The following is a 23,881-nucleotide window of genomic DNA, read 5'->3' as shown; positions in this document are numbered from 1 at the left end:
GAGAGAGATGATCGCCAACGCAAGGAGCATGCTGTTAGGTGCTTGTCTGATGATTGGAGTGCTCGTGGCCGGATGCTCAGACGACCCGGATTCTGCGGATTCGGGCGGGTCAGGCCAGGGGATTACAGCATTCGAACAGAGCAAGCCGCTAGCCGCTGCTTTCACAGATTCTCGGGCTGCCGGCATGAAAGGCATAGCCGAGAACGACTCGCTTCGGCTGCTCACAGATGACCTAACAGGCGCGGTGGCCGTCGTGCATAAAGCCAGCGGGGCCATATGGCACAGCAACCCGATCGACCGTGATACCGACTCCCTGGCCGCTGGTGTGAACAAGAGCGAGTTGTCCGCTCAGCTCAAGCTTCATTATTACAATTCGTTTGGCCAGCTTAATGCGGTCAATTCCTATTCGGATGCGGCTTTGCACAAGCAGCTCAGCTTTGAAGCTATTCCGGATGGTGTAAGGGTGAACTACCAGTTCGGTACGAGCGCCAAGACGGCTGAAGATATGCCCCAAAAAATTAGCAGCGCCCGTTTCGAGGGCCTGCTTGCCAAGCTGGACAAAGCGGGACAGCGTGCTTTAATGCTCGTCTATACGGCAGACAAGGAAAGTCCCGTGTACGTCCGTAATGACGGAGCGCTTAAAGGCCTGCAACTGGACCGGGCGCTCAAAGCGTTCGAAGAAGCTGGATATACAGAAGATGAGCTGGCGATCGACATAGAAGAGAACAATCTGAATCAGACTAAGCCGGAGCCTCGATTGTTCTTCGCTTCGATTGAATATACGTTAGACGGAGACAGCCTGGTAGCCAGAGTGCCTGTAGACAGCATCCGTTATCCGGAGCAATACCCCTTGAACCAAATATCGCTGCTCAGCTACTTTGGAGCAGGAGGGCTGAAGGAGGAAGGCGCAATTCTCGTCCCGGATGGTTCGGGCGCTCTGATTCGTTTCAACAATGGCAAGATTCACTATCCCGCTTATCAGCAGCCGGTTTACGGTTCGGACAAAACAATGGACCGAACCTTAGACGCGTTGACGGCGCAAGAGATCCGGCTGCCCGTATTCGGCATCCTGAAGGAAGGCAGCGCCATGCTCGGCATTATCGAGCAAGGAGCGCCGGCCGCCGTTGTGAGCGCCGATATCAGCGGCAAGATTAACAGCTACAATTATGTGTATCCCGGCTTTACCGTACTGAACAAAACCGATATGAGTCTTAACGCAAATGACCAGCAGCGCACCATTCCAGCCTTTCAGAAAAAACCTGTGTCGACCGATTTTTCTGTCCGCTATGCTTTTCTAGCGGGAGAGCAGGCATCCACTGAGGGATTGGCCAACTATTACCGGCAATATTTGATTCGGAATAATGGACTTACTGAACCCCGAGAGACAGACGGAATATCGGATAATATCCCGTTCTATCTGCAGCTGATCGGCAGCATTTCCAAACAGAAGCATTTTGCGGGCATCCCATATCAGGCGCTGGAACCGCTGACAACCTTCGAACAGGCCCAGGATATTCTCACGCAGCTGCAGCAGCTGGAGATCCGCGATATCAAACTAAGGTATGCTGGTTGGTTTAATCAGGGGCTTGACCATAAGGCGCCCAACGATATTTCGGTCGATAAGGCGATAGGAGGCAGCAAAGGCATGAAAGCCCTCTCGGCTTTCGCCGAAAAGCATGGTATCTCATTATATCCTGACGTTGCCGTTCTGATGGCTAATTCCAGCTCTGATTTCAATGAGGCTAAGGAAGCCGCCAGGACGCTGCCGGGGGATCCTGCAGCTGTCTACCCGCTGGATTTGGCGATTAACCGCAGGGACCGGAGCAGGAATCCGGCCTACGTCGTCTCGCCGGGGACGGCAAGCGGCTATGTGGACAACATGCTGGATGAGCTCGCGGATTTCAGAACGGGCGGCATTTCGCTGCGAGACCTTGCAGACCAGCTCAATAGCGACTTCCGCAAGAGCAAGGTGATCGACCGTGCGGAATCTGAGCGTCTGTCCGTGCAGTCCTTGAACAAAATCAGAGAGGCGGGCATGGACATCATGGCCGAAGGCGGAAATGCCTATGCTTTCCCATTCCTGAAGGATGTCGTACATGCGCCTATGTCAAGCAGCAAATTCAAGATCGAGGACGAAGAGGTGCCTTTCTATCAGATGGTCGTGCGCGGGTATATCGATTATGCAGGAGCGCCGTATAATCTCTCCACGTTTACGGACGTGAAGCCATACATTTTGAAATGTCTGGAGTTCGGGGCAAACGTTTATTTTGAATGGATATACGAGCCGAACTATAAGGTCAAGGATACGGAGCACAGCGAGTTGTATGCTGTGAATTACGAGCTTTGGATTGATGAGGCTGCGGATATTTACCGGGAAGTGAACGCCATATTGAAGAACGTCCGGCATGAACCAATCACAGGGCACGAACAGCTGGAAAAGGGCGTATACCGGACAGAGTATGGGAATGGGATGTACATCATTGTAAATTATAACCGTTCCGCCGTGACGATTGACGGGCGGATGATCGAAGCCGAGAGCTACATAACAGGTGGTGAGCAATCATGAGATCCTTCTTAAAGCCGGGTTTGAAAGGGCGGACGTACGCGCAGCAGAAAGCGTTCTGGGGATTTCTCTATGTGCTGCCATGGCTGCTTGGGTTCATCTTCTTCTTCTTGGTGCCGCTGCTTACGTCATTGAGATACAGCTTCAGTTCAATCGAAGCCAAGTCAAGCGGCATCATGGTTACGTTCTCCGGCTGGAAAAACTATGTTGATGCGCTGACCGTCAATACCAGCTTTAACCGTATGCTGACAGAGGCCGTTGTCAATATGGCGGTCAATGTGCCGCTCATCGTTATTTTCAGCCTGTTTCTAGCGGTATTGCTCAATCAGAAATTTGTGGGCCGCTCGGCGGCACGGTCGATCTTCTTCCTGCCTGTCATCCTTGCTTCTGGCGTCATTATGAGCCTGGAGAGCACCAGTCTGGTTCAGGCGATTAATGCGGAGAGCGGAAGTTCGGGCATTCTAAGCGGCTTCGGCAGCTTCGAGCTGTCCCGGATGATGCTGCAAGCGGGCGTTAATGAAACGATCGTTGACTACCTGACCGGAGCTGTCGACCGCATCTATCAGATTGTCAGCCAGTCGGGCGTTCAAATTCTGATCTTCCTGGCGGGCATTCAGACCATATCGCCACAGCTGTACGAAGCATCCAAGATTGAAGGCGCAACCGGATACGAGGCATTCTGGAAAATTACGTTTCCCATGGTCAGCCCGTTGATCCTGGTCAATATGATTTATACGATCATCGATTCGTTCTCGCGCAACTCACTGACAGAACTAATCCGTGACACGGGGTTTGTTAATTTCAACTTTGGACTCAGCTCAGCGATGGCTTGGATCTATTTCGCTGCGATCATCATCATCTTGTCCATCAGCACCTACCTTGTGTCCAGAAAAGTCTTTTATCACGAATAGAGAGAAGGTGCAAGCGATGTTCCTTGCCCGATTATTGTCGATTGAAAGCTGGAAGCGTCTATTATGGAAAATCGTGCGGCTGACGCTAATTGCCGGGTTGTCGTTCGTCATTCTGTATCCGATCCTGCAGAAAATATCGACAGCCATCAAGCATCCGCGGGATCTCTATTCACCAATCGTCGTTTGGATCCCAGAGCATCTGACGCTGGATAACTTCCGGAACGCAATTGAGATAATGGATTATTGGGAGACGCTGGTCAATACGTTCACTCTATCAGCGGTGACCACCATTCTGACCGCGCTTTCCTGCGCGCTAGCGGGCTACGGCTTCGCCCGGCTTAAGTTCAAGGGCAGCAACCTGTTGTTCGCAGGTGTCATCTTAACCATACTTGTGCCGCCGACGACGATTCTGATTCCGATTTACTTGAATTTGAAGGATTTCACGCTGATGGGCATCATTCCTTTGATTACGGGTAAATCCGTCAATCTGCTAAACTCGTATTGGCCGTTTATCCTCACGTCCTTGACAGCGAATTCGCTGAAGGCCGGTCTTTATATCTTTATATTCCGGCAGTTCTTTAGAGGCATCCCGAAGGAGGTGGAGGAGGCGGCGTACATCGACGGCGCTGGGGTGGGCAGAACGTTCACCCGGATCATGCTGCCAAACGCGGTTCCAGCGATCATTACGACAACTCTGTTCTCGTTCGTCTGGCAGTGGAACGACAGCTTCTTCACGACAACTTACCTTACCTCAAGCAAGGTGATGTCCACCCAGTTATCGTCGCTGCCATATAATCTTGCGGTCGAGCTTTCGGGCGGAGACGCCTCCAAGGCCGATCCATTCTACTTAAGCATGGTGCAGGATACGGGCATTCTGCTCGCTATACTGCCGCTCATTATCCTATACTTGTTCGTTCAGCGTTACTTCGTCGAAAGTATCGAACGGACAGGTATCGTTGGATGAGCATGGATAGTTGAAAGGGGATATTGCATGAACCAACAGAGAAGAAGAAGCGCAGCAGCCGCAAACGTCAAGCTAGCTGGCACACTGATTCTTGCCGCTATCCTGCTGTGGGGCTGTGCTGGCCCGGCAGATTCGGGGGAGACGCCGGGCACGGACACAGGGGAGGAACTTGACATAGTGCCCGGCATTGAAACTCCAAGCTCATCTGAGCCCGTTCCTGTTCCGGCAGAGCCATCCGTGCAGGCGGAAATCCCGTCGCTCGCTGACACCTTCGTGGATTATTTCCCGATCGGGGCGGCCATCGAGCCATTTCAAACCGAAGGGTTGAAAGCCGAACTGTTAAAAAAACACGTCAATTGGCTGGTAGCCGAAAATGTGATGAAGCCAGATGCGATTCAACCCGCGGAGGGGGTTTTCAATTGGACGAATGCAGACCGGATCGTCGCCTTCGCGAAAGCGAACGGCATGGAGCTCCGCTTCCATACCCTGGTTTGGCATACGCAGGTAGGAGACTGGTTTTTCAAGGATGCTGAAGGCAAGCCCATGGCTGATGAGAGCGATCCGGAGAAGCGTGAGGCGAACAAGAAGCTGCTGCTGATGAGGCTCGATAAGCATGTCCGAACGATTGTAGACAGGTATAAAGGCGATATCACATCCTGGGATGTCGTGAACGAAGTTATTGAGCCAGGCGATCCTGACGGCATGCGGGCTAGCGACTGGTATAAAATCACAGGCACTGATTATATCGCTACAGCTTTTCGCGCAGCTCGCGAAGCGGGCGGGCCGGATATCAAGCTGTATATTAATGATTACGGCACGGATGATCCGAAGAAGCGTGACCTGCTGTACGAGCTGGTGAAGGGACTGCTGGAGCAGGGCGTGCCAATTGACGGCGTCGGCCATCAGACGCATGTCGACGTTCACTGGCCACCTGTAGAGGCTATTATCAAGTCGTTTCGCAAATTCGCGGAGCTGGGGCTCGATAACATTGTAACCGAGCTGGATATGAGTATCTATGCCTGGGATGACCGAAGCGATTATGGATCAGATATCCCGGAGGATATCCTGACGAAGCAGGCAGAGCGGTATGGGGAGCTGTTCAAGGCCTTCCGGGAAAACAAGGATATATTGAGCGGCGTCGTATTCTGGGGCATAGCAGACGATCATTCCTGGCTCGACGGCTTCCCGGTTAAGCGTACCAATGCGCCTCTGCTGTTCGACAGACACTATCAGGCAAAGCCGGCGTTCTGGAGCGTTGTTGGAGAACCGGCCGAATCCGGCTAACTCGGACCGGTTCCCTGTAAGAGCCTAGCTGACCAGCTTGGCTCTTACCACCACGCAATCATGAGCCGGGACAACCGGACAGAACCTTTCCTTGAAGACGCCCAGCTCTTGCTGCTCCCAGCAGTCGTATAGCGATAGTGAATAACCTGAGGCGTAAGGGAGCCCCATATCCCAGAATTGCAGCGACAATTCTCTCTGCCGGTCGCTCAGGTTGAAGAAGCCGATAGCCAGATCGCCATCCGTCAGTACCTTCACCAGCATGAAGACGTCGTCCGAATGGAACCATTGCGGCTCCGGCTTGATCCGGTATGCGCCGCGCCCTTCCGTGTCCTGATTGATTGCGATCAGATCCCGGTTGAGCAGGATGTCTTTTGTCGGCTGATTCGCACTGCGTATGTCGCAGCCGATCATGAGTGGTGAGCCCATGATGCTCCATAACGAAAAGTGGGTCTTGTATTCGTTGTCGGTGCAGCCTCCTGACTTCGCGCCGATAAAGTCATTATTGCTGCCGCCGTACATCCCGACAACGAGCATGTCCATATCGTTATGGCAGAAGGCCCCGGTGTAGCACTCCTTGTCCAGCTGAGACAGGGCCAGGCTTTTGATGGAATTCCAGTGATCCTGAATATCATGGGTGGACCGGTACATATGGGCGCCAGATCCACGTATCCATTGATACACGTTGTCTTCCCCCCAGTTGCAGGCGGAGAACAGGATATCCCTGCCGCAGTTCTTCAAAGCGAGGCTCATGCGCTTATACAGCAGCTCTCCCGAAATTTGGCGAGGCTTGAAACAGTAGTCGTATTTCAAATAGTCTACGCCCCACTCGGCGAACAAACGGGCATCCTGGAATTCGTGCTCAAAGCTGCCTGGGTAGCCTGCGCAGGTATGGGTGCCAACACATGAATACATGCCGAACTTGAGACCCTTTGCATGGATATAATCGGCGAGCGCGCGTATGCCGCTCGGGAATTTGCTGGAGTCGGCAATCAGATTGCCGTTCTCATCCCGTTCCTTCAAGCTCCAGCAGTCGTCAATGACGATATATTCATATCCCGCATCCTTATACCCCTCAGAGACGAATCGATCGGCCACGTCCCGAATCAGCTGCTCATTAATATCCCAGGTGAAGGTGTTCCAAGAATTCCAGCCCATAGCTGGCGTCAGGCCCAGCGGCTTGTTATTATGCATGGTTTGATTCCTTCCTTTCACGGATATGAATTGTCATCTCTAACTTTCTATTTATTCGGCTAGACGCGTCTAGAGGACATAACCAAAGCCCAGTATCGTAAACCTTTTATTCTCGTGACCAGCCGCCATAAAGATCTCAACCATGTGTTCATTCGATTGCTCCGAACGATGCAGAATGACAGCGTGGCAGCGCGTCCAGCGTACAGCATGAGAATTCGCCGTCCCTACATGTTTTCCATTGACCCAAAGCTCGGCACTGCCGAACATGTCACTGCCTGAATTTTTGTAGACGAGGAGAAGGCTCCGGCAGCGAATCGTCATCTTGAAGCTCTGGCTGGCGGAATCACCGGTATGCATCCAGTTGTGGGGGAACTGCGGCGTACCATAAGAGTGGTCGTCCATTTCGGCAAGCTGCAGCTCGGTATCCGTGCTCATGAAGCTGCCTTCCGCAATTGCAGCTATGTCGGTGCTGCTGGCTCGATCGAGTAATCGAACGCCTGTGAAATCATTACCGATCAGCGGCGGCAGATCGAGAGCGATATCTTCTTGATCCGCTGGGGAACGATTCGTTTCTTCAAACAGCCACCCCAGACAGTCGGCCATGATCGCATGTCCTGTATTTGTCGGATGATAGATATCAGCAAAAAACTGTTCTTTTGAAATCAAGCCTCCATCGGCAGGACTCTTGCGAAATTGTTCTGTAACCGCGTCCTTGATGCTCACCATCGGTAATCCGTAATGGCTGCCGACAGGGGAGAGGCGGTCCTGTAAATTCCAATCATTCTCGAACACGCTGAACAGCAGGATAACGGCTGGCTTGTTCGGCGCAGATAGCGCTTTCAGAACAAGACTTTCGTAGCAGACTCCTTCCGTCTCGTCGTCCGCATCATTAACCGCAAATTCGATAATGACGATGTCAGGCTGCACAGTCCCGTCCCTCAGCACATCCCGCTCGTAGCGGATCATGCCCAGCTCGGAGGGCGTCCCGCCTAGGCCTGCTTTAACGAGATGAATGGAATCGCCGCCGCTTCTGCCGAAGCAGGCTTTGAAGTCTGCATATGACCGGTAGGCATAACAGGCTGATGGGAGAGGGTCGGCTCCGGCGCCATGGGTAATAGATCCTCCAATATAGGCTAACGTGACACTTTCGCCTCTCTTGGCTTTCTCGATAGCTGTCTTCAGTCTCTTGCTGCTGCCCCGGCTTAACAGTGACCGGGCGACCATCTCGCGGTAAGCCTTAGTGATTGGAACGGTATCGAAGAACCTGGCGTTCAGCTCTGTCATCGGCATTCGCCTCCTTCAGGTATAATCTCTTATTTTAAGCAGGATGACATGGGATGAATACCTGTCAAATTATAGGCTTTGCTTTGCAAATCTCTACAATCCATCGCTTGGCAGGTTGTTTGCTTTTTTGGGCAGGGGTACAATTTTGGTGTGCAGTTGCCCGCTGCAGCTCCCCTGGAACTATTAAATTGTTGAGTGAGAGGAGAAATAAGTCGTGATTAAAAAACCAACCGCATTTTTGATAGCGTTTTCAATGCTGCTCACCCTTACATCACACGGTGCGCTGCATGCTGAGCAGAATACGCATACATACGAGAACCCGATTATCTGGGCGGATGTGCCCGACCCTGATGTCATCCGCGTCGGTGATGCGTACTATATGTCCAGCACAACGATGCATATGAATCCTGGTGTCCCTATTATGAAATCCTATGATCTTGTTCACTGGAATATCGTCAATTATGTGTACGACATCCTGGCAGATAACGACGAGCAAGCACTGCGGAACGGGAAGAGCAACTACAGCAAAGGTTCATGGGCAAGCAGCCTCCGCTATCATAACGGAACCTTCTATCTCGCTTTCGCATCTTACGACACGGGCAAAACTTATATTTACCAGACCTCGGATATTGAGCGCGGGCCATGGACACATGCCGAGCTCGATGGCGTCTACCATGACATGTCGCTGCTGTTTGACGATGATGGTCGCGTATATATGGTTTACGGCGGAGGCGACATCCGGATCATTGAGTTAACTGCTGATGCCACTGCTATCAAGCCGGGTGGTATGGACAAAGTCATTATACCGGACGCCAGCCGCGTTGCGGGAGAGAACATTGGCCTCAAGGCGGAAGGCACTCATATTCAGAAAATAAACGGCTATTATTACGTGTTCAATATCACTTGGCCAAGCGGCGGTATGCGAACGCAGATCGTGCATCGCTCTGATACCATTGACGGGACGTATACCGGGAAGGTGGCGCTGAAGGATGCCGGCATTGCACAAGGCGGACTGGTGGACACGCAGGAAGGCAGCTGGTATGCGATGCTGTTCGGAGACCGGGGCTCGGTTGGCCGCATCCCGTATCTGGTACCCGTTACATGGGAGGATAACTGGCCGGTATTCGGGGTAGACGGGAAGGTGCCCCAGTCGTTGGTTATTCCTGCCGGGGGAGAAGCGGTGGAAAGCAACTGGGTGGCATCGGATGAGTTTTACAACTCGGCAGCCAGCGTAGGGATTTCCCGCAGGGCTGTGAGCTATTCACCAGTGCCGGCAGACAGCTCTGCAGCGCCGACTGTACAGCCATCTGCCGCAGTTCCGGTCAAAGACATTATCGTGAACAGCGGTTTTGAGAGCGGTCTCGAGCCTTGGTCAGGGCACCAAAACGCGACTGTCACGGTCACGACAGATCAGAAGTTTAGCGGAACCAGCAGCTTGTTCGTTAGCGGCCGGGAGGGAACCGGCTCCGGACCTCAGCAAATGCTGACGGGCAAGGTGAAGGCGGGAGGCGTGTATGAATTTTCCGCTAAAGTCATGTACGACGGCGATGAAACGCTCCCCGCCTCCCGAGTGTTCAATATCGCCTACCAGGACGGCGACTGGCAGACCATCAAAGTCATGGGATCGGTAACGATCAACAAAGGCGAGTGGGGGACCATTGAAGGAACGTACACCATTCCCCCGGATGCTGCGCTGAACAACCCGCTGATCTTCATTGAGACATCCTGGACTTCGGCACAGGATCCCGTCAAGGACCGGATGGATTTCTACGTTGATGACGTATCCTTCATTGACGTTACGCCAGCCGGGGGAATGGATAAACCCCAGCCGGGCGAATACGATCACAATGGATCAAGCCTGGCCTTGGCTTGGCAGTGGAATCATAACCCGGACAACCGCAATTGGTCGCTCACGGAACGTCCCGGTTACCTGCGCCTGACAACTGGCAAGAAGAGCACAAATCTGCTCGATGCTAGGAATACATTAACGCAGCGGACATTCGGACCTGAAAGTTCTGGAAGCGTAGCGGTCGAAGTCGGGCAGATGAAAAACGGTGATTATACGGGACTCGCCCTGCTGCAGAAGGAATACGGCTACGTCGGCGTCAAGATGTCCGGCAATGCCAAGAGCATCGTCATGGTAAATGGCAGCACGGGCACGGCCGTCGAGGCAGCATCGGTTCCGCTCACACAGGAACGGGTTTATCTGAAAGCGGAAGCGGACTTCCGGAATCAGACCGACAAGGCGAATTTCTATTACAGCCTGGACGGCACGAACTGGACGAAGATTGGCGATACGCTGCAAATGCGTTATACGCTGCCTCATTTCATGGGCTACCGGTTCGCTTTATTCAACTACGCGACGGCTGTAACGGGCGGCTACGTTGATTTCGATTATTACCGGATCGGTGACAAGCTGACCGGCGAAGGCGCAGGGGTTAAGGAGCTGCAAGCAGAGCTTGGCCATGTATCCGATGTGTCGGGCGTACCAAACATCGAGCTTGAGGTCCCCCTCCGTATGGATGAGCTGCCGGCAGGTGATTACCGTTCCATCCTCGCATCGTTCAACATTCCAGATGCCCTGGAAGTAACCGGCGTTACATTTAATGAAGCGAACATTGATGGAGCGGCAGCCTTCAGCACGCAAGGAAACAGGCTGCAGCTGCAGGTTACCGGCGAAGAAACGAACTTTACCCATCACGGGTCTAATCTGTTCGCTACAATTCATCTGAGAGTGGCAGATTTTGCGCCGACCGATCGTACGGTTGTCATTCGAACCGACTACATTCGGGCGGAAGGCGGCAGCGCCGTCTATAACGTTCACCAAGCAGCTGCCCATATCGGCTTGAAGACGCTGAATACAACAGCACTTGCTAAAGTTCCGGGTTATCACAACCCGCTAGTCAGCCATAAGTTCGGTGCAGATCCATTCGCGATGGTGTTTGACGGAAGAGTGTATATATATATGACGAACGACGAATATGAATATGACGCGAACGGCAATATCGTGAACAACACGTACGGTAAAATCAATACCATTACTGTTATCTCGTCTGCCGATATGGTGAACTGGACGGACCATGGCGCGATACCCGTTGCTGGACCAAACGGCGCAGCCAAATGGGCGAGCAATTCCTGGGCGCCTGCTGCCGCCCACAAGGTGATCGACGGCAAAGACAAGTTCTTCCTGTACTTCGCCAATAACGGCAGCGGTATCGGCGTATTGACCGCAGACAGTCCAGTCGGTCCATGGACCGATCCGATCGGCAAACCTCTTGTTTCCTGGTCCACTCCCGGCGTTAGAGGTGTCGTGTGGCTCTTCGATCCGGCCGTGCTGGTGGATGACGACGGCAAAGGCTATCTGTACTTCGGTGGAGGATTGCCGGGCGGCAGTAGTCCAACACCGGCGCAAATTTCCAATCCGCGAACCAGCCGGGTCATCGAGCTTGCGGACAATATGATTGAAACAGCAGGCTCGGCAGTCGAAATCGACGCGCCTTATATGTTCGAGGATTCCGGCATCCACAAGTTTAACGGCAAGTACTATTATTCATATTGCTCAAACTTTGCGGGTGTTCATCCGGAAGGTACACCGCCGCCAGGGGAAATCGCGTACATGGTGTCGGACAGCCCGATGGGACCGTTCACTTATGTGGCTCCGATCTTGAAAAATCCTAGCACGTTCTTCGGTGTAGGCGGCAACAACCATCATTCGATCTTTGAATTCCAGGGTGAGTGGTACATTGCGTATCATGCCCAGACTGTCAGCAAAGCTGCTTTGGGTGACGGAAAAGGCTATCGTTCCACGCATATCAACAAAGTGGATATTTACGACAGCGGGTATATACGAAACATTCAAGCGGATATGAAAGGGGTGCCCGCTATCGCGAATCTGAATCCATATAAGAGAGTTGAAGCCGAGACATTCGCATGGAACGCGGGCATTCGGACATCAGCCGCGAATGCGCCGGCGAATGCGGACCAGCCAGTGAATCTCTATGTGACGGATGTTCATGACGGTGATTGGTTTGCGGTTGCTAACGTTGATTTCGGCGATACGGGTGCCAAGACATTCGAGGCAGGTGTCTCTGCAGCGGCCGGCGGCACACTGGAAATCCGTCTGGACAGCCCGAACGGCCAAGTGATCGGTAAAGTCAAGATCGCTCCATCCAAAGGCAAATCGAAGTGGAAGGTTGCGTGTACGGAATTGAAGCAAGTAAGCGGCGTTCGCCATCTCTTCTTTACCTTCAAGGGGGCGAAGGAGGAGAGGTTAATGGATATCGACTACTGGTCCTTAAAGAAAGCAAAATCAAGGAAATAGACAAACTTGTTACCGCGACCGACTTAGCAGGAGCTTGTGATCAGGAGCTGCGGACCGGTCGCGGTTATTACCGTACGACCATGACTTCACATAAAAAAAATTTATAAAAGGAGATGGTAAGTGATGAAGAGATTGGGCCTGATTGGAAAGCTGCTGTTGCTGATGGCGCTGCTGCTGCCCCCGCTTATAGCGGACGGCAAGTTGGCAAACGCTTGGTCGGGAATAACCCCAACCAAGCTTCACGTAAGCGGCAACCAGCTTGTCAACAGCAGCGGTCAGCCGGTGCTTCTAAGCGGGTGGCATCAGCCTACAGGTTCTTACTGGACCTACCAGAGCAGCAATTATTATCTGAATCAGCACGGAGGGAACAGTTATGCCGCTAGACTCGCCTATTTGAAGGACATCACCGATACGTTTACAAGCACATCTCCCAAATACGGCAATGAGCATGGCTGGTACATGAACCAGGTCCGCCTGTTTATCGACAAGGAGGATATGGGCGATGTAGCGGCAGGCACCTACAATTTCGCCGGCTTGCAAGCCGTTACGCAGAACGTCATCATCCCTTATATCCAATATGCCAAGACCAAGGGACTGTATGTTACATTAGGACTTGACTTTACGCTGCAGAACAATCAGGCGACCACTCAAGCGAACCTGGACAAATTCAATCAGATCTGGAGATATCTAGCTTCGCAGCCCGGCATAAAAAGCGCAGACAATGTCATGTTTGAGCTTGTAAACGAGCCGGTACTCGCGTACGCGAACGGAACCTGGGGAGGGCATCCGTCCGATTCGAACTTCGTTGCACACTGGAATGCACTTCGGAGCTTCCAAAACTCCATGATTGCGACAATCCGCAACCAAGGGGCGGACAATGTGATCTGGGCAGCAGGTCTGGGATGGGACCAATATTACCAGCTTTGCGCCACGCATCCGCTATCCGATCCGCTGAACAATGTGGGATATTCGGTTCACTGGTATCCCGGCTATGGCGCTAATGATAATTACGCGACGCTGCAGCAGCAGTGGAATACCAATATTAAGCCTTGCGCTGATCACTACCCGATTAACATTACAGAGACAACCTGGTTCAAATGGCAGCAGGGTGACTCCGATTACTGGAAGCTGTTCGACGGAACAAATGCAGGGTTCGGCAAAAATACGAAAGCCATCTTCACAGCGGCTGGCAATGTGAGCATCGCTGTCCATATGAACGGCTTCCTGCTGCAGCCCGGCCCAAGAAGCTCGTTCGCGGACCCGACAGCGGGCTTAATGTTTGACGGTAATACGGCCAGAGACGGCATGGCACGGTTTATATTCGAATGGTATTACGAGCGCGCACAGATGCTGCCATGGAACGGTGTCTGGAACGGGATAACGAACGGTGCGACATACACGTTCATTAACCGCGCTTCGGGAAAAGCCATCGACGTTCCGGGTGGTCAGAATACGAACAATCTCCAGCTTCAGCAATGGCAGAGCAACAACGCGACCGCCCAGCAGTGGACCGTGGATGACATGGGGACGTACAACAATCAATACCGGCTGAAGAGCGTGAGCTCGAGTGACGGGAAGGTAATGGACGTCCGCAATGGCACGAAAAACAACGGGGAAGCGATTCAGCTCATGCAGGATCTCTCCAATAGCGCACAGCGCTTCCGCATCATCAAGCTGAGCAACGGTTATTATTGTATCCTGAATGTGAACAGCAACAAGGCGGTCGAGGTTGCCGGAGCCTCAACAGCTGACGGCGCGAAGCTGCAGCAGAATCAGTACCGGGGCGATCTGAATCAGCAGTGGCAGCTGGTCAAGGTTAATTAATTGACGCCATATCCAGGTTTGTTAGCCTTCATCAATGTTCATTAACAATTCGTGCAATATGATAAGGAGCTTCCCGCATGCAGGTTTCATCGGGAAGCTCCTTTTTTGTTCTCAAGACAATTTGAAGCGTTGTTCATGCCAGCTGGCGAGAGCCGATTTTCACTGATGAAGCGCCATTACCTGCCGTCTTTCCGATAAAAGGATGGGGGATATCCGGTGATCTGCTTGAACACTCTTCCGAAATGTGTCACGCTTCCAAAACCGACCCGCTTGGCAATCAAGTTCGCTTTCATGGAGGAGCTGAGGAGCAGCGTCATCGCTTCCTTGATCCGGACATTGTTCAGATATTCCACATAGGTAAAGCCGGTTGCTTCCTTGAAGAATCTGCTTAAGTAGTAGGGGCTGATGTAAAATCGTTCAGCAAGTCGCTCGAGCGACAGCTCCTCCATATAGTGACTGTTAATGAAACGAACGACCTCCGAGATCCGTTCATGCTTGCAGCTGGTCGGTGCCGGCGCGCTGTAACCGGATTCGGAGAGCAGCCGGCAGCACTCAATGAGCAGCTGCAGCGTCAAGGCCTGCGCATACCTCTCGAAGCCGGGCTTCTTCTCCTGCACCTCCCGGATAATGCTGTTTACGACCGGATCCATGATGGCCTTTCCGCTTGCTGAGCCTTTCAGATAAACATATTCCTTCCCGAACAGCGGTTCCAGGGCTTCCGTATGAGATCCATCCGGCGCGGCTAAATAGCTTTCGTGGATGTTCACGATGAAGCGTTCATGCTCAGGTATCTCGGTATTCGTCGTCCGGTGCAGAATATTCGGAGACAGGATGATCATGTCGCCTTCTTCAATGACGATGGTCCGGTCCTTAATGAAAAATTCACGCTTGCCGGACATCAGATAATAGATTTCGTATGTTCGATGAAAGTGGCTGCTCACCATATGATGGCTCATCGCCTTCCGGTGATGGACCACGAAGGTCTCTTTACTATTCTCGAAGAGAAGTTCTCCCAACGCCCGCACCTCGCCTTTGCTAGCCTTTGCCTTTCATTATACCTGACCTCTGAGAGACCGCAAGATATGAGATGAATTCGAGAAAATATGCAAAACATGTACATTCCTTTGTGCTAGGATGGTGGTAGTAAGCAATAGGGAGCAATAAAAGCCGAGTTCTTCAGCAGATCAGGCAGCACACTCGAATATGACTAGATATGGAGGCATAGGATATGAAACTGCAAAATGACCCAGCAGAGCTGAAACAGATTATTGACCGGGTGGCGGATTACACGCTTGGCATGGATTTGACCTGGGACTGGCCGTGCGGCGTTGCCTATTACGGCGTCAGCCGGGCGTTTGAAGCGACGGGGAACGAGAATTACGTAGAGCGAATGGTAGAGTTCTGCGATGAGTATATTGAAGCGGGTCTCCCGGTTTGGACGGTTAACGCCTGCGCGATGGGGCACATGCTCGTGACGGTATATGAATATACGAAGGAGCAGAAATATCTGGATCTTATCATGAGCAAGATCGACTATCTGGAGAACAAAGCACTGCGCTTCGGGGACCGGGTGCTCCAGCACACCGTGTCTGCCAAGAACGATTTTCCGGAACAGGCTTGGGCCGATACGCTGTTCATGGCGGGCTATTTTATGCTGCGGGTCGGTATTATGCAGGGGAATAAGGCACTGATCGAAGATGCGCTGCACCAGTACTTCTGGCATATCAACTATCTGCAGGATGAGGAGACCGGCCTTTGGTACCACGGGTACAACAATATCAATAAGGACCATATGTCCGGCATCTATTGGGCGCGTGCGAACGCATGGGCGGCATACACGATGTCTCGCGCGGCGAAGGTGCTGCCAGAAGCTTACCTGTATCCGCCGATGATGCATATCTGGAGTTCACTGCGCGATCAGCTTGCGGCGCTCAAGAAGCTGCAGAAGGAAGACGGGCTGTGGGGCACTGTGCTCGACTACCCGGAAGCCTACGGCGAAGTATCGGCAACCGCTGGCATTGCAGCCGCGATGATCACACAGGGGAATCCGCTGCATGCGAAGTACGTCCAAAAGGCGCTGGACGGTACAATCGCGAATATCTCGGATAATGGGCGGGTACTGAATGTTTCGGGTGGCACCGCTGTTATGAACGATATAGCCGGTTACCTCGGCATCGACCGCAAATGGGCTCAGGGCTGGGGGCAGGGATTGGCGCTCGCCTTGTTGACGGCAGCATTGGAGAATCAAGAGAGTGCCCGCAGGCAATAAAATAATGGAACGAACCTGGCCGTCCTTAAAGGGCGGCCTTCGTCGTAACTGAACAGTTCCAAGGCATATGTGACTTGTGAATTATTACATCAAATTTTTACCATTTATTCAAAATAAGATTAATTTCTGTTGACGAAACCATTCTATACTATTCTCGAGCCCTCAGAGAAATCCGCGCGGATGAGCGGCTAAATGAATAACAAGGAGTGGAAAACCGGACATGATACGATACACTGCCTACCATCGAAAAGAAAGAAGTTGGTTAATTACACTACTGATTATTGCCATGATCTTCTCCAGTTTCCTTGCCGTTAGGGCTCACGCTGAAGAAGCTTCGACACTCACTGAAGCTGGACAAGCAGCTTCTGAGGGCACCGGACAGCTTACCGTCCCAGTCGATGAGTCACCTGCTGCCGGCATGCTGCAAACCGAGCAGGAAGCAAGCGCACTCGCTGACAGCAGCTACACAGCCACCCACCTATCCATGGCACCCGGACGCAATGAATCCGAGCTGAACTTTGCATGGTATTCACCTGTCAATCCTGCAGGCAGCGTTGTGCAGATTGCGGAAAGGTCAGCCATGACAGGAAGCCAATTTCCTTCAAGCAGGGCAATGACCTTCAACGGTCAAGCTTCGCGTGCTGCAAGCGGATACGCCTCTAACAAGGTAACCGTTATCGGCCTCAAGCCGTCCACCTCGTATGTCTACCGTCTGGGAGACGGGCTGGAAGGGCATTGGAGTCCCGTCTACACAGTAGAAACACGCCGCTCTGATTCATTCCGGTTCCTGTTCATAGGAGATCCGCAGATTGGTTCAGGCAATCTAGCTGCCGACGCGGCAGGCTGGACGGACACCCTTAATAAAGCGGCCGGGATGTTCCCGGATTACAGCTTTATCATGTCGGCTGGGGATCAGGTAAACATAGCAACCAGTGAATCGCAGTACGAGCAGTACTTCAGTCCAGGCGTTCTTCGCCGGCTGCCTGTAGCCACAACAGCAGGCAACCATGACAACGCAGTGAACTATACGTATCACTTTAACCAACCGAATGAGTCGAAGGCGTATGGGGTAACGGCAGCCGGTGGCAACTACTATTACACTTACGGCGATGCGCTCTTCATGGTCCTGAACACCAATAATAACAACGGCGCATCACATAAGGCTTTTCTGCAGCAGGCGGCTGCAGCACACCCGAACGCCAAGTGGAAGTTCGTCACCCTGCATCATTCGATATACAGTGCCGCCAGTCACTCAACAGAATCTTATATTGTGAACCTTCGCAAGGCACTTGTTCCGGTCTTTGATGAGCTGGGCATCGATGTAGTCTTTATGGGTCATGATCATTCCTATGTCCGTACTTATCAAATGAAAGGCGATATTCCGCTGAAGAACCAGCAGACCGATAGCAGCGGGCGGGTTGTAAACCCCGAAGGCACTCTATATCTGACAGCCAACTCCGCAAGCGGCAGCAAGTATTATTCGATGAAGCCGACAGCGGAGCCTTATTCCAGTGTCAGAAGCCAGCTGCGCGTTCCGACCTTCGCGACAGTGAACGTAACGCCGACAACATTCTCCATTACAACCTATCGCACCGACACCATGCAGGCGGTCGATACGTATTCCATCGTCAAGGATTCGTCCCGCACTGTCCGTAACACCGTACTCGTTGATGGCGCTTCTGTCTGGAAATACCTCGATAACGGTACGGATCAAGGTACAGCCTGGCGTGCAGTCGATTTTGATGACAGCAGCTGGAAATCAGGTGCCGCTCCGCTTGGCTATCCTGCCAGTAAGACAACCAGCAGCCTGGGTCCTGTCAAAACAACGATCAGCTACGGTCCGAGCAGCAGCCGAAAATATATTACCTCTTACTTTCGTAAAGCCATTATGGTTGATCAAGCCGACCAAATCATCAGCCTCACGGGAAAATTCGGGGTAGATGACGGATTCGTCCTGTATGCCAATGGCTCGGAAGTATACCGCTGGAATATGCCATCTGGCGAGATCAGCTACCAGACGCTCAGTGCGAATACAATAGACGAACCCCAGACCGTTACTGCCGACCTGACAGATGCGCTCAAAGGCAAGCTTATTAATGGCGTAAACGTACTGGCTGTCGAAGTACACCAGCGCAGCGCCAACAGCTCTGATCAATATTGGTCCATGGAGCTGAACGCTTCAGTCGTTGCTCTAGCCACCCAAGCAGCGGCATAGAATAAGACTAAGGACAGAACAAAGCTCCTAGAGCGGTGTTCTGTCTTTAGTCTCGTATTTATACGTATGGAAAGGAGAGGGAACGCAAGCGGAAGAGGAGTAGAGTAGTAAGATATTCATGACTATGCTGTCAGGTACTATCGTTTTCTTGCTTTAACTACAAACGTTACAGGAAGCATCTTTGCCTTTGCTGCAAAATCGCTGCTATCGTCCCGTGCCTGCATAAGCTCAGCATCCGATTCCTCAACCATTTGCTCGATGACGAATCCCGCGTCGGCCAGCGCATTCACATAGGTGGATAGCTTGCGGTCCGATAATGTCAGCGTGCCTTCACCAAGTGCTGCCGAATACCAGGATTCATCGAAATAACTTTTCTTAAAAACAAGCTTGTTATCTTCTGCAGCAACACATTTGTGAACAGGGTGAGACCAGCTGAAAATAAATACACCATCTCTCTTGAGATAAGAAGCGATTCTGGAAAAGGTACCCTCAAGGTCAGTGGTCCAGCCTATGGCGTATATGGAATAAACACAATCAAAGTAATCCACTGGCAGGCCGCAATCCTCTTCCATGGGAGAGCAGATCAAGTTTGCGGCGAGACCGCATGACTCCAGGTGCTGTGCTGCCTTTTCGATTTGTTGCTTGGACAGATCCACACCCCATAGCTCAGCTGCATTGCGTTCACCAAGATACTGCAAGGATTGCCCGCTTCCGCAGCCGATCTCCAGCATCTTCCTCCCAGAAACTTCGCCAAAAAGCTGGCATTTCTCTTCAGAAACAAACGCTCCAAAGAGAGGAAGCGAGATTGCTCCCAAAAACTCATTACCGTATGTATTCCAATAGGAGCTGTTGGTTTCATGAACAACATTTTTATTCATATCGACCGAGATGGCGCAGCCAACCTCGCCAGCACCTATAATGTTTGGTTTATAGACAGAATTCTCGCCCATGCAGACACCCTCCTGAAATAGAAGTAATCTCCTATGATATATTCTCGATATATTACGACTTACATATGGGAATGACTGACGATGCTAACGTTCCTTGTAGTGGTGTATTTTACCGTCTTAATTATTCTATTGTATCGCATTGTAAAGACTTTTCCTTATCCTAGTAAGGTTAAGGAAAACGTAGTTATTATTATTTCAACTGCCCCCTTAGCGTATTTAATAGGTATAGTCAGCAGGCCCTGGAAAGTGCCCTTGATTCTAATAAGCGCATCTATATTTTTCTTATATCTCGTTTATATAGGACAAAGAAGAAAAACTGACTAACCGACTATTAATGAGCTTGTCGGAGGCCCAACCGAATGGTTGTCGTCAAAAGCTAAGGCAGCATAACTGTTTCATGCTTGTTTTTGTAATCGCTGTACCGCCACGACCATTCGCCGTCTTGGCCCAGTGAGGCATAGTATTCGAAGTTTGCTTCGCCGTCATCGTCTGTATCCATGGGCAGGGCGATGTCCGGAGGAATGCGATCCTCTTTGCTAAATTCATCGTAATAAGAAGCCAGCACTTCGGAGTCAAAAGGTGGAGTTCGCATATACTCGTCCGTCAGTTTGACAATGTTTAGTTGTAAACTAGCATCATGCACCTTATCAAACCGATATCGAAACACCACTCGTGTCGGTTTGGCTTCGACTGCCAAGACTTTGATGCTTGGGACAGCTTCCATAATCTCTTCCCGGAACGTTGTAAGCGAAGGGCTGCTCAGTTCTTTATTAGACGAACAACCGCTCATTAGCGCAGCGGCTATCAGCACGACCCCGAATCTCGTTATGTAAGCAAATTTCGTCACGTTAAAATCGCGCCAGGCGACTTTTAATTTCACGCCTTCCGTGTTCTTGGTTTTCACTTAACACCTCCCGTATCAAGGGCTAATATAACTATACATCGTATCCATATGTCTGAGGAAGTCGGTGTAGTTTAGTGTTCATTTGGTAAACAGCTTGCTTCGATATCATGACTGTAGCGGGGGAGAGTGGAACGGGTGCAAGAAAAGGGACCCAATCCACATCGGACGGGTCCCAGTTTCTTTACTGCTTCTCATTTCCCTGAATCTTCTCGAAATAAGGGGCCAGCTTGGAGCCAAGTTCCCTCCACTGTCGCTGTTCTTCTTCGGTCAGCTTCTCCTCATGTTTGATTCCATTCTCGTCCGTGATCTTCAGCTTCAGCTGCATCAGCTGCTTAAACGACTCCTTAAACTCCTTGAATTCAACTTCCGTGAGCTTGGCTTTTGCAGTTTGAAGCATTCCCTCAATCTCTTGATAAGCTTCCTGGGAACCGCCGCGCTGCTCAATGGCTTCAGAGGAACCGAAGATATCATCGGCTAAGTAGGAAGAAGCAAATACGGCAGAGGGAATCAGAATTGCCACTGCAATTACACCTGCGATCAAGCGTTTTTTCATGGGGGATTTACCTCTCTTTTCGTTTAGATAGTGTTGATAAGACTGACGGACACGTTCATCTAGATGGGGTGGACAGTGCATCGACTCCGCCGCCTGGCGCAGCTCATAACGTAGTTCCTCGTCAATTGACATACGCGTCTCCTCCCGTCATTCCGAATTGTTTCCGGAGTTCCTTCAATGCCAGATGATGCCTGGATTTCACTGTGCCAACGGGGATCTGCAGAATGTCTGCGATTTCTTCCAGAGCATAATCGTGAAAATATCGCAAGATGACGACCACACGCAGTTTGTACGACAATTGGCGGACAAGGCCGAACAGATCATGCTGCATTTCGGACTGCAGGACAGCTTTATCCGTCCAGTCGCAATGTTCGCTGGTCAGCTGGCGATTTCGTTCAAAGAGGCGAATTCGCCGCCAGGCCTTTCTTTTCCAATCCTGTACAAGACGGACCGTGATCCCGTGCAGCCAGAACCGGAACGGACGATTCGGGTCGTAAGTGTGAAACGAACGCCACATGCGCATGTAAACCTCATTCACGATATCCTCAATGTCTTGTTTGTTGTAGATGAGAAAAGCAACCGTCCGATAGACGTCCTGGTGAGTCGCCTGATAGACAAGCTGAAAGGCCGACTCGTCGCCAATCGCTGCTTTTTCCAGCCACATATGTAACTCGTTATCATTCATAGGGGCCCCTCCTGAACAGGTTACAACCCTTAATTCGCTCCGATAGCGAGAAAGGTTCAGTAAGAGATAAAATAAAACAGGAAGGAGCAGCTCCGGCTGGCAGCTGCTTCTTGCATTCATTCGTTATGAAGAGGAATCGTCATTTCCAATTCGTTGATGTAATCTATATGAACACTTCCGTTTGTTACAAAATGAATGGACTGCTCTTGGCTTAATACAGGGAACTCCACAACAAATTCATAGTTCTCCTGATTAACTACCTGTAGTCCCCTGTGTGTAATGGTTGTCCCTGAATCGTCGTTTATCCAGAATACCATTCCATACGGATCGTTACCGTCAGCACGATAATGAACAATAGTTTTATCTGGGAGCCTCTCAATCTGCGTGATCTCAAAACGCCCCAGTTCACCTTGCTGGAGAATAATCGGTTCCTTAACAGATGGCATACGGTCAACACGGACGCTATTATCCACTGTTTTTTCGATAGTCTTATAATAAGCTTTTACAGTTACAGATTTAGGCGTGGATTCTAATGGGGTAAATTTGAGCTCCGAAGTCATGTTCATCATATTATTTAATTTCTCGCCATAACCGTGTTCATGTATGGTTTGCAACCTGATTCCCCGTTCATCAAATAACGCGTACTGCGGCACAGTTTTGCCTTCAGGCAGTTTGGTGTTCATGACCAGACCTATTGTTACCGGTGAGATCTGTATTTCTTGAACGGTTGCCGTCAAATCTTGGTGCGTTTTAGTCACCATTGGGGTAACAATACGACTTTCGGTTTTATTAACTTTGAAATCAAACTCAAACCTTTTATCCTCCATGCCTTTGAGGAACACAAGCAGCTTTAGATCAAATGAATCAGGAAGTGCATACTCTGGCATGTACTGAATAACAGTGGTATCTGTTATATTGTCGTTTGAAGGTGCCATATCAGAGCCGCTTCCCGGAAAGTGCGTGCTTTTACCATTAATGACCGGCTCTACTTCTAATATCTCTTTAATACCGTCTGGCGAATGCTGAACAATTCCGACGGACAGACGCGACCCATCGTAGAAGACTTCTGTAATCGTGATGGTTACCCCGTCGATTGTAGCGCTTTGTTGGATGGGAGTGGTCAAGCTTTTATCCTCTGCAGTTTGCAGACCCAGATCACCTGCGAGTTTAAATACGGACTCGATGAACGGAATTTGTTTTAGCGTATTAGCCATGGCTGGAGAGATGAATCCCGATCCTATGATACAAAAAGCAAAGATTACAGCAGCAGTCGATACGTAAGCGATAGTTCTAGTAAGACGCTGTTTACGTTTTGATGTTAACGGGGGTAGAGAAGCCAATGTATGATCGATACGGTTTTTAATCATGTCAGGAAGTTCGTGTGGAGAATCTTCAATGAATGGTTTAATTTCTTCATCAATATTAACACGGTTCATAGCCAACCTTCCCTTCCTGAGTGTACTTGAGCCAACCAGCAAGTATTTTTCGTGCCCGGTGGAGTCTGGCTTTAATTGCTCCTTCTGAGATTTCAAGGGTTTCGGCAATTTGCTTAAGGGAAATGTCTTCATAATAATATAGAACAACGACGATTCGCAGTTTTTCATCTAATCGATCAACGGCTTCTCTCAGATCGACTTTTTCATAATCGGAAAAGCAGGTAGGATTGAGCAGGTGTTCATTAACTTTCGTAACAGTCTTCCGCTTCTGGAGAATTTTATTGCATTCATTAATGAGAATCCGTATGATCCAGGTTTTAAAGAAAGCGGGTTCCTTTAAAGCATGTATCCCCGAATACGCCTTGAGGATCGTCTCCTGTATAGCGTCTGCGCTATCCTCATCCCGTCTGACGATGGATCTGGCTACCCGATATAGACTTAGCTCGACATTTTTTATAAGACGGACAAATGCCTCCCGATCCCCTCTTTGGGCAGTTATTACATCTTGTTCCATTTGCACATCGAAT

17 protein-coding genes are annotated in these 23,881 nt (G+C 50.9%); 8 read left to right on the top strand and 9 right to left on the bottom strand.

Features of this window, described 5'->3' with window-relative positions; translation table 11 throughout:
- Positions 1-7: 7 nt before the first annotated feature.
- The 4 genes from DNH61_RS04220 to DNH61_RS04205 are packed head-to-tail and all read left to right on the top strand — an operon-like array spanning position 8 to position 5,722.
- Positions 8-2,566, top strand: a complete 2,559-nt coding sequence (locus DNH61_RS04220; protein ID WP_111145429.1) for a DUF5696 domain-containing protein — start codon at positions 8-10, stop codon at positions 2,564-2,566.
- Positions 2,563-3,474 (top strand): carbohydrate ABC transporter permease, encoded by a 912-nt coding sequence (locus tag DNH61_RS04215; protein ID WP_111145428.1) that lies wholly within the window; start codon positions 2,563-2,565, stop codon positions 3,472-3,474. Before DNH61_RS04220 ends, DNH61_RS04215 begins: the two co-directional genes overlap by 4 nt.
- Before the next feature lie 16 nt (positions 3,475-3,490).
- Positions 3,491-4,438: a carbohydrate ABC transporter permease gene (locus DNH61_RS04210; protein ID WP_111145427.1), complete on the top strand. Its 948-nt coding sequence runs from the start codon at positions 3,491-3,493 to the stop codon at positions 4,436-4,438.
- 27 nt (positions 4,439-4,465) lie between these two features.
- The gene (locus DNH61_RS04205) at positions 4,466-5,722 is read left to right on the top strand and encodes an endo-1,4-beta-xylanase (protein ID WP_111145426.1); all 1,257 of its coding nucleotides are present in this window, start codon (positions 4,466-4,468) and stop codon (positions 5,720-5,722) included.
- A 24-nt stretch (positions 5,723-5,746) separates the two neighbouring features.
- Here DNH61_RS04205 and DNH61_RS04200 read toward each other — a convergent pair whose 3' ends face one another.
- Both DNH61_RS04200 and DNH61_RS04195 read right to left on the bottom strand, forming a co-directional pair.
- A complete protein-coding gene (locus DNH61_RS04200) occupies positions 5,747-6,913 on the bottom strand; it encodes a glycoside hydrolase family 27 protein (RefSeq protein ID WP_111145425.1) in 1,167 nt (388 codons plus the stop codon).
- Between the two features lie 69 nt (positions 6,914-6,982).
- Positions 6,983-8,197: an SGNH/GDSL hydrolase family protein gene (locus DNH61_RS04195; protein ID WP_245947924.1), complete on the bottom strand. Its 1,215-nt coding sequence runs from the start codon at positions 8,195-8,197 to the stop codon at positions 6,983-6,985.
- 214 nt (positions 8,198-8,411) lie between these two features.
- Here DNH61_RS04195 and DNH61_RS27200 point away from each other — a divergent pair, with 214 nt between their 5' ends.
- Positions 8,412-12,518, top strand: coding sequence for a family 43 glycosylhydrolase (locus DNH61_RS27200; protein WP_425452210.1), 4,107 nt, complete (start codon positions 8,412-8,414; stop codon positions 12,516-12,518).
- Between the two features lie 123 nt (positions 12,519-12,641).
- Positions 12,642-14,342: an RICIN domain-containing protein gene (locus DNH61_RS04180; RefSeq protein WP_111145423.1), complete on the top strand. Its 1,701-nt coding sequence runs from the start codon at positions 12,642-12,644 to the stop codon at positions 14,340-14,342.
- Between the two features lie 176 nt (positions 14,343-14,518).
- Here DNH61_RS04180 and DNH61_RS04175 read toward each other — a convergent pair whose 3' ends face one another.
- The gene (locus DNH61_RS04175; RefSeq protein WP_111145422.1) at positions 14,519-15,358 is read right to left on the bottom strand and encodes an AraC family transcriptional regulator; all 840 of its coding nucleotides are present in this window, start codon (positions 15,356-15,358) and stop codon (positions 14,519-14,521) included.
- A gap of 212 nt (positions 15,359-15,570) precedes the next feature.
- Here DNH61_RS04175 and DNH61_RS04170 point away from each other — a divergent pair, with 212 nt between their 5' ends.
- On the top strand, positions 15,571-16,611 hold the full coding sequence (locus DNH61_RS04170) for a glycoside hydrolase family 88/105 protein (protein WP_111145421.1): 1,041 nt from the start codon (positions 15,571-15,573) through the stop codon (positions 16,609-16,611).
- Between the two features lie 220 nt (positions 16,612-16,831).
- Positions 16,832-18,826 carry a purple acid phosphatase family protein gene (locus tag DNH61_RS04165; protein WP_111145420.1) on the top strand — a complete coding sequence of 665 codons (1,995 nt, stop codon included), beginning with the start codon at positions 16,832-16,834 and terminating at the stop codon, positions 18,824-18,826.
- A 137-nt stretch (positions 18,827-18,963) separates the two neighbouring features.
- On the opposite strand, the gene DNH61_RS04160 is transcribed toward DNH61_RS04165, so the two are convergent.
- From DNH61_RS04160 to DNH61_RS04135, 6 genes are all read right to left on the bottom strand, one after another.
- Positions 18,964-19,776, bottom strand: coding sequence for a class I SAM-dependent methyltransferase (locus DNH61_RS04160; protein ID WP_111145419.1), 813 nt, complete (start codon positions 19,774-19,776; stop codon positions 18,964-18,966).
- Between the two features lie 376 nt (positions 19,777-20,152).
- Positions 20,153-20,680, bottom strand: coding sequence for a hypothetical protein (locus DNH61_RS04155; protein ID WP_111145418.1), 528 nt, complete (start codon positions 20,678-20,680; stop codon positions 20,153-20,155).
- A 181-nt stretch (positions 20,681-20,861) separates the two neighbouring features.
- Positions 20,862-21,233, bottom strand: coding sequence for a DUF3600 domain-containing protein (locus tag DNH61_RS04150; protein WP_245947922.1), 372 nt, complete (start codon positions 21,231-21,233; stop codon positions 20,862-20,864).
- A gap of 121 nt (positions 21,234-21,354) precedes the next feature.
- Positions 21,355-21,918: a sigma-70 family RNA polymerase sigma factor gene (locus DNH61_RS04145; protein ID WP_111145416.1), complete on the bottom strand. Its 564-nt coding sequence runs from the start codon at positions 21,916-21,918 to the stop codon at positions 21,355-21,357.
- Between the two features lie 116 nt (positions 21,919-22,034).
- Positions 22,035-23,354: a DUF4179 domain-containing protein gene (locus DNH61_RS04140; RefSeq protein WP_111145415.1), complete on the bottom strand. Its 1,320-nt coding sequence runs from the start codon at positions 23,352-23,354 to the stop codon at positions 22,035-22,037.
- Entirely contained in the window at positions 23,341-23,868 is a 528-nt protein-coding gene (locus DNH61_RS04135) for a sigma-70 family RNA polymerase sigma factor (RefSeq protein WP_111145507.1), read from the bottom strand. Before DNH61_RS04135 ends, DNH61_RS04140 begins: the two co-directional genes overlap by 14 nt.
- Between the last annotated feature and the right edge of the window lie 13 nt (positions 23,869-23,881).

Origin of the sequence: Paenibacillus sambharensis (assembly GCF_003233845.1) — a bacterium.
GTDB classification, from domain to species: Bacteria; Bacillota; Bacilli; order Paenibacillales; family Paenibacillaceae; genus Paenibacillus_I; species Paenibacillus_I sambharensis.
Note: the sequence above shows the minus strand (reverse complement) of the source record. Positions and strands in the feature narration are given on the sequence as shown.

Excerpts from the sequence above, each read along its gene's own strand:
- DNH61_RS04220 (WP_111145429.1), top strand. The coding sequence starts at position 8 with ATGATCGCCAACGCAAGGAGCATGCTGTTAGGTGCTTGTCTGATGATT.
- DNH61_RS04215 (WP_111145428.1), top strand. The coding sequence starts at position 2,563 with ATGAGATCCTTCTTAAAGCCGGGTTTGAAAGGGCGGACGTACGCGCAG.
- DNH61_RS04210 (WP_111145427.1), top strand. The coding sequence starts at position 3,491 with ATGTTCCTTGCCCGATTATTGTCGATTGAAAGCTGGAAGCGTCTATTA.
- DNH61_RS04205 (WP_111145426.1), top strand. The coding sequence starts at position 4,466 with ATGAACCAACAGAGAAGAAGAAGCGCAGCAGCCGCAAACGTCAAGCTA.
- DNH61_RS04200 (WP_111145425.1), bottom strand. The coding sequence starts at position 6,913 with ATGCATAATAACAAGCCGCTGGGCCTGACGCCAGCTATGGGCTGGAAT.
- DNH61_RS04195 (WP_245947924.1), bottom strand. The coding sequence starts at position 8,197 with ATGACAGAGCTGAACGCCAGGTTCTTCGATACCGTTCCAATCACTAAG.
- DNH61_RS04180 (WP_111145423.1), top strand. The coding sequence starts at position 12,642 with ATGAAGAGATTGGGCCTGATTGGAAAGCTGCTGTTGCTGATGGCGCTG.
- DNH61_RS04170 (WP_111145421.1), top strand. The coding sequence starts at position 15,571 with ATGAAACTGCAAAATGACCCAGCAGAGCTGAAACAGATTATTGACCGG.
- DNH61_RS04165 (WP_111145420.1), top strand. The coding sequence starts at position 16,832 with ATGATACGATACACTGCCTACCATCGAAAAGAAAGAAGTTGGTTAATT.
- DNH61_RS04160 (WP_111145419.1), bottom strand. The coding sequence starts at position 19,776 with ATGGGCGAGAATTCTGTCTATAAACCAAACATTATAGGTGCTGGCGAG.
- DNH61_RS04150 (WP_245947922.1), bottom strand. The coding sequence starts at position 21,233 with ATGAAAAAACGCTTGATCGCAGGTGTAATTGCAGTGGCAATTCTGATT.
- DNH61_RS04145 (WP_111145416.1), bottom strand. The coding sequence starts at position 21,918 with ATGAATGATAACGAGTTACATATGTGGCTGGAAAAAGCAGCGATTGGC.
- DNH61_RS04140 (WP_111145415.1), bottom strand. The coding sequence starts at position 23,354 with ATGAACCGTGTTAATATTGATGAAGAAATTAAACCATTCATTGAAGAT.
- DNH61_RS04135 (WP_111145507.1), bottom strand. The coding sequence starts at position 23,868 with ATGGAACAAGATGTAATAACTGCCCAAAGAGGGGATCGGGAGGCATTT.